This window comes from Sandarakinorhabdus limnophila DSM 17366 (assembly GCF_945882885.1).
Taxonomy (GTDB): domain Bacteria; phylum Pseudomonadota; class Alphaproteobacteria; order Sphingomonadales; family Sphingomonadaceae; genus Sandarakinorhabdus; species Sandarakinorhabdus limnophila_A.
Map to the genome: position 1 here is coordinate 19,973 of NZ_CAMCWT010000027.1, position 15,122 is coordinate 35,094.

Here is a 15,122-nt window from a genome sequence, read left to right on the forward strand (position 1 = left end):
GGACCGCTTGGGCATGCTGGCATTCTCCGTCATTGGTGTGGTGGCCTTGGTCGTGTTGGCGCGACTGTTTGGTTTTGCGCGCCGGCCACAGATTGACGATCCAGCGCTGGCAGCGCGGCTGGTGGCCGAGGCGCTGCCGGGCTTTCGCGCCGCAGAAGCGGCTGTGAGCCGTGATGGCAGCGGCGCCCTGGTGGCGGCACACGATGGCCGCGTTGCGCTGGTGCGACCGTTGGGCGATCGTTTCGTGGTGCGGCCCTTGGAAGCCCCCATCGTCGCCCGTGCCGGCGGCCTGCTGCGCGTGCGCCCCGATGAAGCGATGTTCCCCGAAACCATGCTTGATCTGGGCGAAGCGGTGGCGATGCGCTGGGCGGGTCGGCTGTGAACTGGCAGTCCATCCTCAGCACCGATCCGGTGGCCATTGCCATCCCGGTGTTCGTGATCAGCATCATCATCGAACTGGTGGCGGTCCGCATGGGCTGGCGCGGCGATTATGATTGGCGCGACACCGGCGCCAGCCTGGCCATGGGCCTGGGCAACACCATCAGCGGCGCGCTGCTGGCCGGCAGCGTCACCGGCCTGGCGCTGTGGCTGTGGCAGCACCGGATGTTCGATATCCCGGTGGCGTGGTGGAGCTTTGCGCTGTGCTTCTTGATCGATGATCTGGCCTATTACTGGATCCACCGCGCCGGCCACCGCATCCGTTGGGCCTGGGCGGCACATGTGATCCACCACTCATCGCAGCATTATAACCTGTCCACTGCGCTGCGGCAGACGTGGACCGGGCTGTTCGGCCTCACCTTCATCATCAAGCTGCCCTTGTTTTTCATCGGCTTTCCGATCGAGCTGGTGGCCTTCTGCGGTGGGCTCAACCTGATCTATCAGTTCTGGATCCACACCGAGGTGATCGGGAAGATGCCGCGCTGGTTCGAAGCGGTGATGAACACGCCGTCGCACCACCGCGTCCACCACGGCACCAATCCGCGCTATCTCGATCGCAATTATGCCGGCGTGTTCATCATCTGGGACAAGCTGTTCGGCACGTTCGAAGCGGAGCGCGCCGACGAACCGCCGCGCTATGGCATCATCCGCAACCTTGGCACCTTTAATCCCTTCTGGGTCGCGGTCCACGAATGGGTGGGCATTTTCCGCGATGTCGCCCGCGCCCGCAGCCTGAAAACTGCCTTTGTGGCCGCCTTCGGCCCGCCGGGCGCGCTGTCGGGTGAAACCGCCGATGCCTTGCGGGCACAGTGGCAGGCCGAAACCGCACCGCCAGCATTGCTGCCACCTTCGGCCGTTCCGGCCGAATGATCGCCCGCCGCGGCTTGCTGATCGGCGCCGGCGGCCTCGCTGTTGCCGGGTTGGCCGGCCGCGCCTGGCAGCAGGGCTTGCTGGGCGGCGACAATCCGGCGCTGGCGGCGTGGGATGATTGGGCCAGCCAGCGCCAGGCCGGCCCGTTGAAGCTGGTGGGTGCCGGCGTGCTGGCGTCCAGTCCGCACAATACTCAGCCGTGGACGTTCGCCATCGGCCGCTTCGGCGTCGATATCTTCGAGGTGCCTGGCCGGAATCTTGGCACGATGGATCCGTTTGGCCGCGAGCGGCTGGCCGGGCTGGGCGGGGCAATCCACAACATGGCGCTGGCCAGCACAGCGCTGGGCCGGGCAGCAAAGGTGAAGCTGCTGCCCGATCCCCAGAATCCGGCCCATGTTGCCCGTGTTATCCTCGGTCCCGATGGCAGCGGGCCTGCCGCGCACCCGCTGCTGCCGTTCATCGCGCGGCGCCACACCCACCGCGGGGCCTGGCGCGGCGGGCCGGTGAGCGAGGCAAAGCTGGCGGCCGTGCTGGCCTTTCCGGCCTTTGCCGGCGTGAAGGTCGTGCTGTTCGCGGCGTCGAGCCCGCTGGGCAAGCGTTTTGCTGCCCTCACTGATGAGGCCACGGTGGCCATCACCGGCGATGCTGCCATGATGGCCGACAGCCACCGCTGGTTCCGCCACGAACGCCGCGACGCCGAACGGTTGAAGGATGGGCTGACGTTGGCCACCTCTGGCGTCTCCCCCTGGCTGGCCACCGCCGGGGCCATGCTGCCCGCGCAATCGGCAGCGGATGAAGGCAAATATTGGCTGGCCTCCACCCGCGATGTGCATCTGCCCACCGCTTCGCTGTTCGGCCTGATCCTCACGCCTGGGCCGCATGATCGCCGTTCCGCCCTGCTCGTCGGCAGCGCCTGGCAGCGGCTGCATCTGAATGCCACTTCTGCCGGTCTCGTCGCCCAGCCGCTGAACCAGTTGCCCGAGATGATCGACCGTGAAGCCCAGCTGCGCGCCCCGCCGCGCTTCGCCCGCGCTGCCGATGCCCTGCTCGATGATCCGGCCTGGCGGCCGAGTTTTGCGTTCCGGCTGGGGCTGGCCGATGCCCCGGCCGGCGCTGCGCTGCGCCGCCCGGTCAGTGCCGTGATTGGCCCGCCGGCGCGCATGGCCTGGGAAGTGGAGCAGTGGGAGGCAGCGGGCGGGTCGTATTAAGATTCTGGAAGGACGCAGGGCCTCAAGCCCGCACGAACACTTCGTTGTAATGTCGGCGCATGGGGTCGTTCACGCTCGGCGTCAGGCCCTTCTCGGCCAGTCGGGCGAATAGGGTTTCGCGGGTGGTGCCGTGCTGGGCCAGATTGTCGGGATCGACTTCGACGATCATCTTGGTGACCTGGGCTTCACCGAGCAGCGGCATCAGTGCTTCGATGACCTGGTTTTCATGGCCTTCCACGTCGATCTTGATGGTGATGCGGCGGCCGGCGGCGACGTTGAGGATGAGATCGGCAACCTGCTGGCTGCCCAGCACCATGATGGCGCTGCTGCCGCTTTCGCTGATGTGGGCGATGCCGCTGTGACCGGCCGGGCCGGGATCGAACGCCACACGCGCTGTGGCGTTGGACACGCCGGCGCAGACGGTGACGACATTGGTGCAGTTGTTGGCAGCAAGGTTGCCGGCGAGATCCGCGAATGTCGTCTGGTTGGGTTCAAAGGCGACCACGCGGCCTTCCGGGCCGAGGTGGCGGCTGGCGACTATGGTGAACAGGCCCAGATTGGCGCCGATATCGATGAAGCATTCGCCCGGCGCCATCGCCATGATCAGGGCGTGCACGTCGCGATAATCTTCGGCCAGCGTGCCGAGCAGGGCAAAGCGGTTGGTGGCATCCTGGCTGCGCACGGTCATCAGCGGACCATAGACGGAGGGCAGGCGGCGGCCATCAAGCAGACCCAGCAGAGCGCGGATCACCCGGCCTTTGCCGGGATGGCGCGAGGCCTTCACATAGTTGGCAAACCATTCACCCGACACGCACGCACCCCAAAAGCCAGCACCGGCACGTTATCAGCCGGACATGCAGAAGCAAGCGTCAGGCGTCGGTGCGAATGGGGCGGGACAGGAAATCCGGAACGCCTTCCGGGCCAAAGCCGGTGAAGCGTTCGCCGTCGTCATAACCGTTGCGGCGCGGCGGTGGGGCCAGCGCAATGGCGCGATAGCTGGCAAGCGGATCGCCGGCAGCGGCCTGGCGCACGGTGCGGGGCTTTTCACCCATCGGCGTGCGCTCGGCGCGGGGCGGGCGGGCGTCGCGGGGCGGACGGGCTTCACGCGGTGGGCGGGCCTCGCTGGGCGCTCGGGCTTCGCCGGCGGGGCGTGCTTCGCGGGGTGGCCTTGCTTCACGCGGCGCGCGTTCGTCGCGGCGGCGGCGATCCGATCGTGGTGCTGCCTCGGCATCCGGTGCTGCATCTGGCGCTGCAACCGGAGCGGCAGCGGCAGGCGCAACATCATCAGCGCGGTCGCGGCGCGGCTTGCGGGCGCGGCGGCGATCACCGCTGCGCTCTTCAGCAGGCGCTCCCACTGCGTCGGCGGCCTCGGCTGGTGCCGGCGCGGCCACCTGCACGGTGGCTGCATCACCCTTCCAGCGGGCGATCTTCTGCCGGGTCAGCTTTTCGATATTGGCGAGATTTTCGGCGTCTTCCGGCGTCGCAAAGCTGATGGCGATGCCGGTGCGGCCCGCGCGGCCGGTGCGGCCGATGCGGTGGACATAATCATCCGGGTGCCACGGCATGTCGAAATTGATCACGTGGGAAACGCCCGGCACGTCGAGCCCGCGCGCGGCCACATCGGAGGCGACCAGGATGGTGATGTCGCCCTGCTTGAAGCGGTCGAGCTCGCGGATGCGGTCGCTCTGCTCCATGTCGCCGTGGATCTGGCCCACCGGCATGCGGGCCCGCTTCAGCACGTCGGCCAGATCGCGCACCATCGTCTTCTTGTTGCAGAAGATTATGGCGGTCTTCACGTCGTCCTGGGCGAGGATAGAGCGGACCAGATCCTTCTTGTCGCGGTTCGATGTTTCCACCACCCACTGGGTGATGTTGGTGTTGGTGCTGGCGGCCCGCGCAACCTCGATGCTCTTCGGGCTTTCCATGAACTGGTCGGCCAATTTCTTGATCGGTGGCGGCATCGTGGCAGAGAACAGCAGTGTCTGCCGCGATTTGGGCAGTTTGGAACAGATGGTTTCGATATCGGGGATGAAGCCCATGTCGAGCATGCGATCGGCTTCGTCGATGACCAGCATGGCGCAGCCCGACATCAATATCTTGCCGCGGTTCATCAGGTCCATCAGGCGGCCCGGCGTGGCGATCAGCACATCGACACCCTTTTCCAGCGCGGAAAGCTGATCCCCCATCGAAACGCCACCGATCAGCAGCGCCATCGAAAGCTTGTGGTTCTTGCCGTATTTCTCGAAATTCTCGGCAACCTGCTGGGCCAGTTCGCGGGTCGGTTCCAGGATCAGGCTGCGTGGCATCAGGGCGCGACTGCGGCCTTCGGCGAGGATATCGATCATCGGTAGCACGAAGCTGGCGGTCTTGCCGGTACCGGTCTGGGCGATGGCGATGATGTCCTTGCCCATCAGCACCGACGGAATGGCCTGGCGCTGGATCGGCGTGGGCTTGTCATAGCCGCTGTCTGCAACGGCGCGCAGCAGGGCATCGGAAAGGCCCAGGTCGGAAAAGCTCATCGTGTTCCTGTGAATGAGGGCGGGATCCGCCTGATTTTATTCAGGGTGACATGCGGGGCAGGGCCGCAAAAGTCAATGGCAGTGCCCGGTTTCGCCTGTGACCCAAAACCAAACGGGGCGGCTGTTGGCAGCCGCCCCGCGGGGTTCAACCGTTGCCGGTCAGATCAGAAGCGGAAGCCCGCTGCCACACCGTAACGCCGGGGTTCCAGCGTGAAGATGTTGGTGAACAGGCCCGACGACTGGTCGGTGACATACAGGCCGGTGACGGCGCTGTTGTTGGTCAGGTTCTGCACAAAGCCGCGGACATAGAATTTGTCATCCGGGCCGTTGAACTGGATCTGAGCGTTGATCACGGTGAAGCTCGGCACACGGTTGATGGAACCGTTGAAGATGTTGCCGAAGCTTTCGCCGGTGTGAGCCAAATCGACGCGCGGGATGAGGTTCATGCTGTCGCCGATCGGGAAGGTATACTGCACACCCGCCGAGAACTTGTAGGTGGGCGCCTGCGGCAGCTGGTTGCCACGCAGGTTGGTCAGCACCCCTTCCGGCAGCATCTTCACACCGCCGAAGGCCGCACCCACGGTGGGTGACAGCGCCTGCAGAACGCCGCAGAACGAGAAGGCGCCGGTGGCACCGTTCAGGCCGCTGTCGGTCGGGAAGGCACTCGGTGCGCGCAGGCCGGCGCCGGCCTGCAGGCCCGGAATGGCGCCCGCGTTGATCAACGTGTTGGCCTGGGCCACGAAGCCGTTGGCACCAGCGGCATTGCCGGCCGTGGTCGGGACCACGGCGCAGTTGGAGCCGTTGGAGATGTCCTTGATGATCACGGCATCGCTGCGGCCGCCCGACGGATCGCGCGGGTTGGCGAGGAACTTGTCGCTGGCCACCTTGGTGTACAGGTACGACGCGTTCAGGTTGATCAGCAAGTTGCGGGTTGGCGACAGGATGAATTCGCCTTCCAGACCGTAGACATTGGCATCCACGTTGTCGTTCACCGATGTGCGGGCGGTGATGCGGCTCAGCTGCAGGCCCTTGTACTTGTAGTAGAAGGCGGTGACGTTGGCGCGCAGCTTGCCATCAAGGAAGCTGTTCTTGGAACCGATTTCAAACGCGTCGACGAATTCCGGCGTGAACGTATCCGGCACCGCGAAGATCGGCTGCAGCGGCGGGTTGATGCCGCCCGATTTGTAGCCGCGCGAGTAGGACGCATAGAGCAGATTGTCTTCGGTGATCTTCCAGTCGAGCACGAAGCGCCCGGTCACGGCATTCTGGCTGACTTCGCGATTGGAGAAGGGCTGGATGCCGGCGCGGTTGGGATCGCCGTCGAAGCCGGCGGCAGCCGGCGAGTTGAAGACGTTGCCGGTGGTGCTGAACGGCACGAAGAAGCTGGCCAACGTCGAACGGGCGCTGACGGCCTTTTCGTCGTTGTTGTAGCGCAGGCCGGCGGTGACCTTGAGATTGTCGGTGAGGTTGTAATAGGCTTCACCGAAGATGCCATAGCTCTTCAGGGAGTAGCGGGCGGTGTTGTTCCGGAAGAACGGCGTGCCCAGGTAGCCGCCGTTGGCGGCGCCCAAGATACCAGTGACATAGTCGATGCCCCAGCTGTTCACGTAATAGCTGTTTTCCGGCAGCACGGTGTTCACATAGATACCGCCGATCAGGAAGTTGAACTTGCCGTCAAATTCAGAGCTGACGATCGCTTCCACGGTCTTGCCGCGCACGATCTGGTTGGACCGATCGAAATCCTGCGGGGTGGCGGAGCAATCGCGGAACCCGCCATAGGCACCAAGGCCGTTCTCCACCGGTTGCGAGGTGCAGAACTGAGCGCCGCTGCTGATGGCATTGGCAACGTTGGTCAAGCCGGGAATGGCGGCCGAAATTGCGCGCAGATTGGTGATCGCGGCACGGGCCACAGCCGGGTTGAACACGCTCTGGTTATAGTCGACCGAGCTGTCCACCGCGTTGCGCTGGTACATGCCGGTGACCTGCGCCTTGATGCTGCCGAAGTCATGCTGAACGCGCAGCATATATTGTTCTTCTTCGGCGAAATATTTCGGCGTGTAATCGGTGCGGATCTCGCGCACGTTGGCCGGGTTGGTGTGGCCGGCATAGTTGTACGGATCGGTGCCATAAAGGCTGCCGAGAGCCAATGCACCAAAACCGGCGCCGCCCTGGGTCGTCAGGAATTCGCGGCTGGTCAGCGTGCCGACGAAGGTGGTGTTGGCATTAATGAAGCCGTTGTCGCGGCGACCGGGCAAGCAGCCGAGCACACCGGTCGGATCGGTCTGGCACAGCTGCTTCTGGTTGCGGTTGCGATTATCCTGTTCGCGGAAATAATAGGCCATCGCATCGACGGTGGTGTTTTCCGTCGGTTCCCAGCGGATGCTGCCGCGGATGGCATAAAGATCGCGGCCATCGATGCGGGTGTTGTTGAACACGTTGGTGCTGTAGCCATCGCGCTTCAGATAGGTGCCGGCAACACGGACTGCCAGATTGTCGGTGATGGGCAGGTTGAACATGCCCTTCAGACGCAACGAATCGAAATTGCCATATTCAATTTCGCCTGCGGCATGGATGGCATCCATCCGCGGCTTGGCGTTGACGAAGTTGACGACGCCGCCGGTGGCGTTGCGGCCGAACAGCGTGCCCTGCGGGCCGCGCAGCACTTCAACGCGCTCCAGATCGAAGAATTCGGCTTCGAACAGGCGGGTGGCGAACAGCGGCATGCCTTCAGCGTGGATGGCGGTTGCGCTGTCGCAGGTCACGCCGACGCACAGATCGCCGATGCCGCGGATGGTGAAGCTGGAACCGGTGAAGTTGCCCTTGGTGAAGGTGACGTTGGGCAGGGTCAGCTGAATATCGAGCGGGTTGTTGATCTGCTGGCGCTGCAGGGCGCCGGCATCGAAGGCGGTCACCGCGATCGGCACGTCCTGCAGGCTTTGCGCCGTGCGCTGCGCGGTCACGACGATTTCGGCAATGCCGGTGTCTTCATCGGCCTGCGCGGTTTGCGCGAATGCCGGTAAGGCGACCAAACCGATGAGCGATGCGCTGGCCACCAGGCCGGCGCGAATACCAAGTATAATTTTCATATGACGTCCTCCCCAAAAACCCAAAAAGCTTAGATCTTGTTGCTGGCTCTGATGGCCGGATCCTGTGCCGTGACATGACGCCCGTGTGACTGCCATGCCGCAATCATCAGTTAGGACAGGCGACAAGGATTTTGTCCAGAGCAGCACGGGGTTTGGCCGGTACCGTTGGTGTGTGGCGCGGCGCCTGTGTCTGTCATGCAACAGTTTGATGACATAAAGCCCTGTTTTCAGCGCCGGCGGCGGGCTTTTCGGGCCGGCGGCGCCACCGGAACGATGGCGGCAATGGCGCATTCGCCGCCGGAACGGGCGCCGATGGCATCGCGGCCGGCACACAGTTGGCCAGTTTTCTTCTGCTGGTAATAAAAACCCTGATAGAAACTGAGCCCCGGACATTCCTGCGCCAGGTGCAGCCGCCAGCGCCGGCCGCCGCGCATCGTCAGTTCGATGGCGCGGTCGCCGTACAACTGGGCACCGGCGATGCCGTTGGTGGCGATGCAGCGGTTGCGCCCGGCGCGCGGCGGGGTGGGCCGTGCCAGCGCGCCGTCTTCCACCCGGTCACCGCCCGGCCGCACCGGCACGCGGCGCCAGGCCTGGCCATCAAAGCTTTGCGGTGCCGCAGCCGGTGGCGGTGCGCGGCGGTTCTGCGCCGCGGCCGGGCCAGCCAGCAGCATCAGCGCTGCCACGCTCGCCATCACGCCAGACCGAAATGCCGACAATCCTGACTGTTCCCCTGTTGCTGCCGCAGCTGCGACTTCGCCGTCCCGTGTAAACCGGTGGCTGCCCCCAACCGCCCGTAAAAGCGGGTAATTGCCCCGCACCGCTTGAACCTTGTCTGAATAGAGGGGGGAGCTGAATATGGCCTGCAACCTTTGGGTTCAGCTGTGCCGGGAAAACCGCTAGGGTACGCGCATGACCGATCTCGTGATCCCGCCGCCGCCGTGTGCTGACGCGCTGGCTGCCCTGAAGGCCGCGGCCGGCCGTGATTGGAGCGAGGATCCCGATCTGATCGGCCCGCGGCTGGTCGATTGGCGTGGACGCTATCAGGGCGCCACGCCGCTGCTGCTGCTGCCGCGCGATGTTGCCACGTTGCAGGCCATTGTGCGGGCGGCGGCCGCGCATCGCGTTGCCCTGGTGCCGCAGGGCGGCAACACCGGGCTGGTGGGTGGCGGCATTCCGCCGGCTGATGGCTCGGCAGTGCTGGTCAGTTGCACGCGCATGAACCGCATCCGCCAGGTTGATGTTGCCGGGCAATTGCTGATCGCTGAAGCCGGTGTGATCCTGGCGGATGTTCACGCGGCGGCGGCCGATCAGGGCATGGCCTTCCCGCTGTCGCTGGGGGCCAAGGGTTCAGCGACGGTGGGGGGGCTCGCCTCTACCAATGCCGGCGGCGTGCAGGTGCTGCGCCACGGCACCATGCGGGCGCTGGTGGGGGGGCTGGAAGCCGTGTTGCCCGATGGCAGCGTGCTGAACCAATTGCAGGGCCTGGCCAAGGACAACACCGGCCTTGATATCAAGCAGCTGCTGATCGGCGCTGAAGGCACGTTGGGCTTCATCACCGCTGTTGCGCTGAAACTGGTGCCGGCACCGCGTCATCGCGCTGTCGCCTGGGCCGGGGTGGACCGGCCGCAGCGCGCGCTTGCCCTGCTTTCCCGCCTGCGTCAGCTGACCGGCGGACAGGTGGAGAGCTTCGAACTGATCCCGGCCGATGGCGTTGATCTGGTCGCCACCCATCTGGGCCTGGCATCGCCATTGGCCGGCCGCCACGCCTGGGCCTGCCTGGTGGAACTGGCCGGGCCGCAGCCGCTGGACGATGTGCTGGCGCAAGGGCTGGCTGATGCCGATGATGCGGTGATCGCCCAATCCGAAGCGCAGGCAGCCGCCCTGTGGCGCCGCCGCGAGGAACTGCCGTTGGCGGAACGCATGGATGGCCCGGCCGTCCACCATGATATCGCCGTGCCGGTATCGGCGATGGCGGATTTCGCCGAAATGGCGTCGGCCGCGATCGAGGCCGCGTTCCCCGGCGGCAGGGTGTTGGCCTTTGGCCACCTGGGCGACGGCAATTTGCATTTCAACGTGCGCGCGCCCGCAGGAGACGCTGCGGGCGCCTGGATCGCCGATCACCGCACGGCAATCACGGCGCGCGTGCATGAAATGGTTGCGGCCGCCGGCGGATCGATTTCGGCCGAACATGGCATCGGCGTGATGAAGCGCGATGATCTCGCCCGCTTGGGCGATCCGGCGCGGTTGGGCGCGATGCGGGCGGTAAAAGAGGCGCTAGATCCGCTCGGCATCATGAACCCCGGCAAAATATACTGACGCGTCGTGCTGTCGCAGCACAGCCTTGCAGAAGCTTCATCTGCGCTTTAGGAAAGCGCACCAATTCTTCACTCTAGTCACGAAAGCGCAGATAATCCCATGGCCAGCCAGCCTCCTGCCAACCAGCTTCCCCTGTTCTACAACGGCCTGGCGCCGCTGTCTTCGCAACTGCACCCCAACCATGGCCTGAAGCCGCGCGGCGATCTGGGCTTCACCCGCGGAACCCACGCCATCCCGGTGACCGTGGATGAATTCCCGCTGGTGCAGCGCAACTATCCGATCGTGTTCGGCGTGGGCGAAAATCCCGCTCCGCTGGCGCTGGTTGGCCTGCAGGAAGGCGAGAATCTCTATCTGGGCGCCGATGATCAGTGGGAAGCAAACGCCTATGTGCCTGCGTTCGTGCGCCGCTATCCGTTCATGCTGGCCCGCCTGACCCCGGACGCCCAGGAACTGTCGCTGTGCTTTGACGACACCGCGGGCATCGTGGTTGATAACGAAGGCGAGAAGCTGTTCGCTGGCACCGATCCGACCGAGACCACCAAGGCCATCCTGCAGTTCTGCGAACAGTTCGAACAGGCCGTGATGCGCACCCGTGGCTTCATGGAAGAACTGACCAAGCTCGATCTGCTGATGGACGGTGAAGTCACCATCCAGCGCGAAGGCCTGGCCCAGCCGGCGGTGTATCGCGGTTTCCGCATGGTTGATGAGCAGAAGCTGCAGAACCTGCGCGGCGATCAGGCCCGCAAGATGGTGCAATCCGGCCTGATGGGCCTGATCTATGCCCATCTGTTCAGCCTGTCGCTGATCAGCCCGCTGTTCGAGCGCCAGTTCGCTGCGACGTCTGCCAACGCGGCCTGATTACTGATCAAACGCTGAATGAAGGGGCGGTGGCCAGGCCACCGCCCCTTTTTTCATGTGCATCATCCATCTCTTGACGTGTTACATTGTATCATCATATCGGGGGGCTTGTCCCCAAACTGCCATAGGAGATCCGATGTCGTCGCGTCTGTCGCTTGCAGCCCTGCTGCTCCTGTCTGCCGCTCCAGTGCTGGCCGAAGAGGCTGCGCCGCAGGATCAACAGCACGGCAGCAGCGACCCGGAAATCATCGTCAGCGCGCCCTATGCGCGTGACCGCAAGCTGGTGGCCACCGCCGTCACCGTGCTGCAGGGCGATGCCCTGCAGCTGCAACTGCGTTCCACCATCGGCGAAACCCTGGCCCGCCAGCCCGGCGTGAGCGCCAGCTTCTTCGGCCCCAACGCCTCGCGGCCCATCTTGCGCGGTCTTGATGCCGAACGCGTGCGCGTGCTCACCGATGGCATCGGCAGCTTCGATGTGTCCAACACCTCGGTCGATCACGCCGTTGCGGCCAATCCGCTGCTGGCCGATCGCATCGAGATCATGCGCGGCCCGGCGGCGCTGTTGTTCGGTTCGGGCGCCATCGGCGGTGTTGTGAACATGCGCGATCTGCGCATCCCGCGTGAAGTGCCCGATGGCCCGCATGTCGATGCCAATGCCGGCATCGGCACCGCCGCGCGGGAGCGCAACATCGCGGCGGCGCTCAACCTGCCGCTGGGCGGCGGTTTCGTCGCCCATGTCGACGGTAGCTTCTTCGAATCGGACAATTATCGCACCGGCGGCTTTGTTTTCAGTGAAAATCTGCGCGCCGAAGCCGCCGAAGAGGGCGGCGAAGTGGCCGAAGAGGCGCAGAAGCGCGGCCGGCTCGAAAACACGGCCGCCCGCACCTGGGATGTGGCGGGCAGCATCGCCTGGATCGGCGAGAACGGCGCCAATTTCGGCGTCGCGGTGAGCCACCTCCAGAATCGCTACGGCATCCCCAACAGCCTCGAGATCGGCCATGACGAGCACGAGGGTGAGCATGAAGGCGAAGGCCACGAGGGTGAATTGCATGAGGGCGACGAAGAACACGCCCACGAGGATATCACCCTCGACATGCGCCAGACCCGCGTTGACGTGCGCGGCGCGCTGCCCTTGTCAGGCGCGTTCAAGGAACTGCGCATGCGCGGCGGCTGGGCCAATTATCGGCACGAGGAAATCGAATCCAATGGGGCCGTCGGCACCAGTTTCTTCAACAAGAGCTGGGAAGCCCGTCTTGAACTGGTGCAGGCCGAAAAGGATGGCTGGCAGGGTGCCAGCGGTGTGCAGTATTTCAGCCGCAATTTCCGCGCTGTGGGCGAGGAAGCCTATATTCCGGCCAACGAAACCCGCCAGTTCGGCCTGTTCACCCTGCAGGAATTCGATCTGGGCGCCGTGCGGCTGGAAGGGGGCGCGCGCTATGAACATGCCAATGTGAAATCGGCGCAGGTTGGTCGCGAACGCACGTTCAATTCGGTGTCGTTCTCGGTTGGCGGCTCTGTTGATCTGGGCAGCGGTTTCCGCCTGGCGTTGAGCGGGGCGCGCACCGAACGCGCGCCGTCGGCGGAAGAGCTTTTCGCCAATGGTGCCCACGCGGCCACCCGTGCCGTTGAAATCGGCAATCCGGATTTCAGCACCGAACGCCAATTGGGTGCCGAAGCCGTGCTGCGCGGCCGCGGTGACGGCTGGCGGCTGGAACTGTCCGCCTTCGTCAACCGCTTCGACAATTACATCTTCCTCAATCCCAATGGCCTTGAGCAAGACGAACTGCCGGTGTTTGAATATGCCCAGTCCGATGCCAGCTTCTGGGGCGTGGAAGTGGAAGCCGGCGTGAAGATGGCGCAGCTGGGCGCCACCCGGTTCGAAGTCACCGGCCTGCTTGATTACACCCGTGCCACCATCCTTTCGGGCGGCGGCGCCGTGCCGCGCATCCCACCGCTGCGCATGATCGGTGGCGTTGAAGCCACGGGCGGCGTGGTCGGCGGCCGGCTGGAGATCGAGCATGTTACGGCGCAGGATCGCACGGCCAGCTTTGAAACCCGCACCGCGGCCTTCAGCCTCGTCAACGCCAGCCTGTCGTGGAAGCCGTTCGGTGCTGAAGCGCCGACCACGCTGGTGGTGCAGGCTAACAACATCTTCGATGTCGAAGCCCGCCGTCATTCGAGCTTCTTGAAGGACGTCGCGCCGCTGTTTGGCCGCGATATCCGGGTGTCTCTGCGTGTTGCCTTCTAAAAGCCGAGAAAATCGCTCTGGTGGCTCTTGAAAGCCGCCGGAGCCACCCCAAATCAAGTGTACGGCGGCACCGTTTCCCCCTTTCGGTCACCGCCCCGTGGCCCCAATTTTTCCTTGGGCCTGCCACCTTCCGAACCTGGATGAAGGTTCTGATCTCGCCGCGCTGGTTGCCCCCACCAGCGCGGCCTTTTCGTGTCTACTCGGCGGCTTCGGCCCAGGGTGACGGGCCAGCCAGTTGCGGCCAATCGGCTACCAGGCGCTGCACCAGCGCGGTCATCACGCTGCGCACCTTGGTGGCGCCGGCGTGCAGCACCAGCTTGTGGCCATCCAGGTAAAGCGCCCGATCAATCTCGATCTGCACGGCGTGGATGCCGGTGCCGGGCTGGCCATGATGCCGCGCGGTATGGCCGCCGGCATAGGGTGCATTGCGCGTCACGCGCCAACCGGCGCTGCGGAAATGATCCTCGATCGCCTGCATGATGGCGGGATCGGCGCTGCGGCCGTGGCAATCGCCCAGCACGATCTGCGGCGGCCGTGCCCCGGTGGGCGATGGCATCGAGTGGCAATCGATCAGCAGCGCCGCGCCATGTTGCGCGCGGGCAGCGGTCAGGATGTGGCCCACCTGTTCGTGCCAGGGCGCATGCAGGCTGGCCAACCGCGCCGCTGCATCGGCCGCCGGCAGCGCCCGGGCATAGATATCGAGACCGTGGCCAGCGAGGCGCGGAATCACGCCCAGCCCAGCCGCCACGCGTTCCGTGGCGGCCACCGGCACGGCCAGTGGCCCATCGAACATCGCCGGATCCAGTTCATCGGGCCGGCGGTTGAGATCGAGCCAAGAGCGGGCATGGCTGGCGGCCAGCACTGGCACCCCGGCAATGCCATCCAACAATGCATCGACAAACGCATCTTCCGCCCGCCGCAATTGCACCAGCGCCAGGCGCGATCCCGCCAGCAGCGCCGGTGGATAATGCCGGCCACTGTGCGGCGAGGTGAGCAGCAACGGCCAGCGCCCATCGGCATCGCCCGACAGGCGCCCCCACGGGAAAATGGCCGGCTGGCCGGCGGCAGAGGCGCGAAACATCATCCCGCACGCTCCAAGCACGCGGGCTGGCCGCTGCCAAGGTCACAAATGACGCGCCGTGGCCCCCACAGGACGTGCCAAGACACTTGCCAAGCCGGGCCGATGCCACTAACAGGCGCCTTCCCGTGGACGCGTAGCTCAGTGGTAGAGCACTGTGTTGACATCGCAGGGGTCGCAGGTTCAATCCCTGCCGCGTCCACCATTTTCCCAATAAACCGCTTACGTTCAGTCAGTTGCACGATCCGCAACGGGCTGGCGCACGTGTGCCGTGCGCCGGTGCGGCACCACGCGGTCAACCACAAGAAAACCGGGCTGGATGGCCCGGTGATTGCGGTTTGGAAGCGGGGATTGGTGCGCCCGGAACGATTCGAACGTCCGACCCTCAGATTCGTAGTCTGATGCTCTATCCAGCTGAGCTACGGGCGCACACCGTGCAGGCCGGGCTTGATAGCCATGCGCGCGGGGCATTGCAACCTCTTCCTTGCCGTTTTAGGCGAT

At 65.0% G+C, this 15,122-nt stretch carries 11 protein-coding genes and 2 tRNA genes; 7 read left to right on the top strand and 6 right to left on the bottom strand.

What is annotated here, in order from left to right:
* The first annotated feature begins 13 nt into the window (after nt 1-13).
* Genes Q7O19_RS07665 through Q7O19_RS07675 form a run of 3 tightly spaced genes read left to right on the top strand, consistent with a single transcriptional unit; the run spans nt 14 to nt 2,516 of the window.
* Nucleotides 14-382, top strand: coding sequence for a hypothetical protein (locus Q7O19_RS07665; RefSeq protein ID WP_273434578.1), 369 nt, complete (start codon nt 14-16; stop codon nt 380-382).
* Nucleotides 379-1,308 carry a sterol desaturase family protein gene (locus Q7O19_RS07670; protein ID WP_303809691.1) on the top strand — a complete coding sequence of 310 codons (930 nt, stop codon included), beginning with the start codon at nt 379-381 and terminating at the stop codon, nt 1,306-1,308. Before Q7O19_RS07665 ends, Q7O19_RS07670 begins: the two co-directional genes overlap by 4 nt.
* Nucleotides 1,305-2,516 carry a hypothetical protein gene (locus Q7O19_RS07675; protein WP_303809693.1) on the top strand — a complete coding sequence of 404 codons (1,212 nt, stop codon included), beginning with the start codon at nt 1,305-1,307 and terminating at the stop codon, nt 2,514-2,516. The genes Q7O19_RS07670 and Q7O19_RS07675 overlap by 4 nt, the downstream gene beginning before the upstream one ends.
* A 22-nt stretch (nt 2,517-2,538) precedes the next feature.
* Here Q7O19_RS07675 and Q7O19_RS07680 read toward each other — a convergent pair whose 3' ends face one another.
* The 4 genes from Q7O19_RS07680 to Q7O19_RS07695 all read right to left on the bottom strand — a co-directional run bounded on the left by Q7O19_RS07680 (nt 2,539) and on the right by Q7O19_RS07695 (nt 8,813).
* On the bottom strand, nt 2,539-3,327 hold the full coding sequence (locus Q7O19_RS07680; protein WP_303809694.1) for an FkbM family methyltransferase: 789 nt from the start codon (nt 3,325-3,327) through the stop codon (nt 2,539-2,541).
* Nucleotides 3,328-3,385: 58 nt separating this feature from the next.
* Nucleotides 3,386-5,035: a DEAD/DEAH box helicase gene (locus tag Q7O19_RS07685; protein ID WP_303809695.1), complete on the bottom strand. Its 1,650-nt coding sequence runs from the start codon at nt 5,033-5,035 to the stop codon at nt 3,386-3,388.
* Nucleotides 5,036-5,199: 164 nt separating this feature from the next.
* On the bottom strand, nt 5,200-8,121 hold the full coding sequence (locus Q7O19_RS07690) for a TonB-dependent receptor (RefSeq protein ID WP_303809696.1): 2,922 nt from the start codon (nt 8,119-8,121) through the stop codon (nt 5,200-5,202).
* Nucleotides 8,122-8,348: 227 nt separating this feature from the next.
* Nucleotides 8,349-8,813 (bottom strand): DUF6491 family protein, encoded by a 465-nt coding sequence (locus tag Q7O19_RS07695; protein ID WP_303809705.1) that lies wholly within the window; start codon nt 8,811-8,813, stop codon nt 8,349-8,351.
* A gap of 217 nt (nt 8,814-9,030) precedes the next feature.
* Between Q7O19_RS07695 and Q7O19_RS07700 the strand changes: the two genes are divergently transcribed.
* From Q7O19_RS07700 to Q7O19_RS07710, 3 genes are all read left to right on the top strand, one after another.
* Entirely contained in the window at nt 9,031-10,437 is a 1,407-nt protein-coding gene (locus Q7O19_RS07700; RefSeq protein ID WP_303809698.1) for an FAD-binding oxidoreductase, read from the top strand.
* 99 nt (nt 10,438-10,536) lie between these two features.
* On the top strand, nt 10,537-11,295 hold the full coding sequence (locus Q7O19_RS07705) for a SapC family protein (protein WP_303809700.1): 759 nt from the start codon (nt 10,537-10,539) through the stop codon (nt 11,293-11,295).
* A 136-nt stretch (nt 11,296-11,431) separates the two neighbouring features.
* Nucleotides 11,432-13,543, top strand: a complete 2,112-nt coding sequence (locus Q7O19_RS07710; RefSeq protein ID WP_303809701.1) for a TonB-dependent receptor — start codon at nt 11,432-11,434, stop codon at nt 13,541-13,543.
* Nucleotides 13,544-13,739: 196 nt separating this feature from the next.
* Here the strand turns inward: Q7O19_RS07710 and Q7O19_RS07715 are convergent, their stop codons facing one another.
* Nucleotides 13,740-14,627: an N-formylglutamate amidohydrolase gene (locus Q7O19_RS07715; protein WP_303809702.1), complete on the bottom strand. Its 888-nt coding sequence runs from the start codon at nt 14,625-14,627 to the stop codon at nt 13,740-13,742.
* A gap of 124 nt (nt 14,628-14,751) precedes the next feature.
* Between Q7O19_RS07715 and Q7O19_RS07720 the strand changes: the two genes are divergently transcribed.
* Nucleotides 14,752-14,826: transfer RNA gene (locus Q7O19_RS07720), tRNA-Val, on the top strand.
* A gap of 147 nt (nt 14,827-14,973) precedes the next feature.
* On the opposite strand, the gene Q7O19_RS07725 is transcribed toward Q7O19_RS07720, so the two are convergent.
* Nucleotides 14,974-15,050: transfer RNA gene (locus tag Q7O19_RS07725), tRNA-Arg, on the bottom strand.
* Nucleotides 15,051-15,122: the final 72 nt, after the last annotated feature.

Bases quoted from the DNA above. Each gene is read 5' to 3' on its own strand.
- Q7O19_RS07665 (WP_273434578.1), top strand. From the start codon at position 14: ATGCTGGCATTCTCCGTCATTGGTGTGGTGGCCTTGGTCGTGTTGGCG.
- Q7O19_RS07675 (WP_303809693.1), top strand. From the start codon at position 1,305: ATGATCGCCCGCCGCGGCTTGCTGATCGGCGCCGGCGGCCTCGCTGTT.
- Q7O19_RS07685 (WP_303809695.1), bottom strand. From the start codon at position 5,035: ATGAGCTTTTCCGACCTGGGCCTTTCCGATGCCCTGCTGCGCGCCGTT.
- Q7O19_RS07690 (WP_303809696.1), bottom strand. From the start codon at position 8,121: ATGAAAATTATACTTGGTATTCGCGCCGGCCTGGTGGCCAGCGCATCG.
- Q7O19_RS07695 (WP_303809705.1), bottom strand. From the start codon at position 8,813: ATGGCGAGCGTGGCAGCGCTGATGCTGCTGGCTGGCCCGGCCGCGGCG.
- Q7O19_RS07700 (WP_303809698.1), top strand. From the start codon at position 9,031: ATGACCGATCTCGTGATCCCGCCGCCGCCGTGTGCTGACGCGCTGGCT.
- Q7O19_RS07705 (WP_303809700.1), top strand. From the start codon at position 10,537: ATGGCCAGCCAGCCTCCTGCCAACCAGCTTCCCCTGTTCTACAACGGC.
- Q7O19_RS07710 (WP_303809701.1), top strand. From the start codon at position 11,432: ATGTCGTCGCGTCTGTCGCTTGCAGCCCTGCTGCTCCTGTCTGCCGCT.
- Q7O19_RS07715 (WP_303809702.1), bottom strand. From the start codon at position 14,627: ATGATGTTTCGCGCCTCTGCCGCCGGCCAGCCGGCCATTTTCCCGTGG.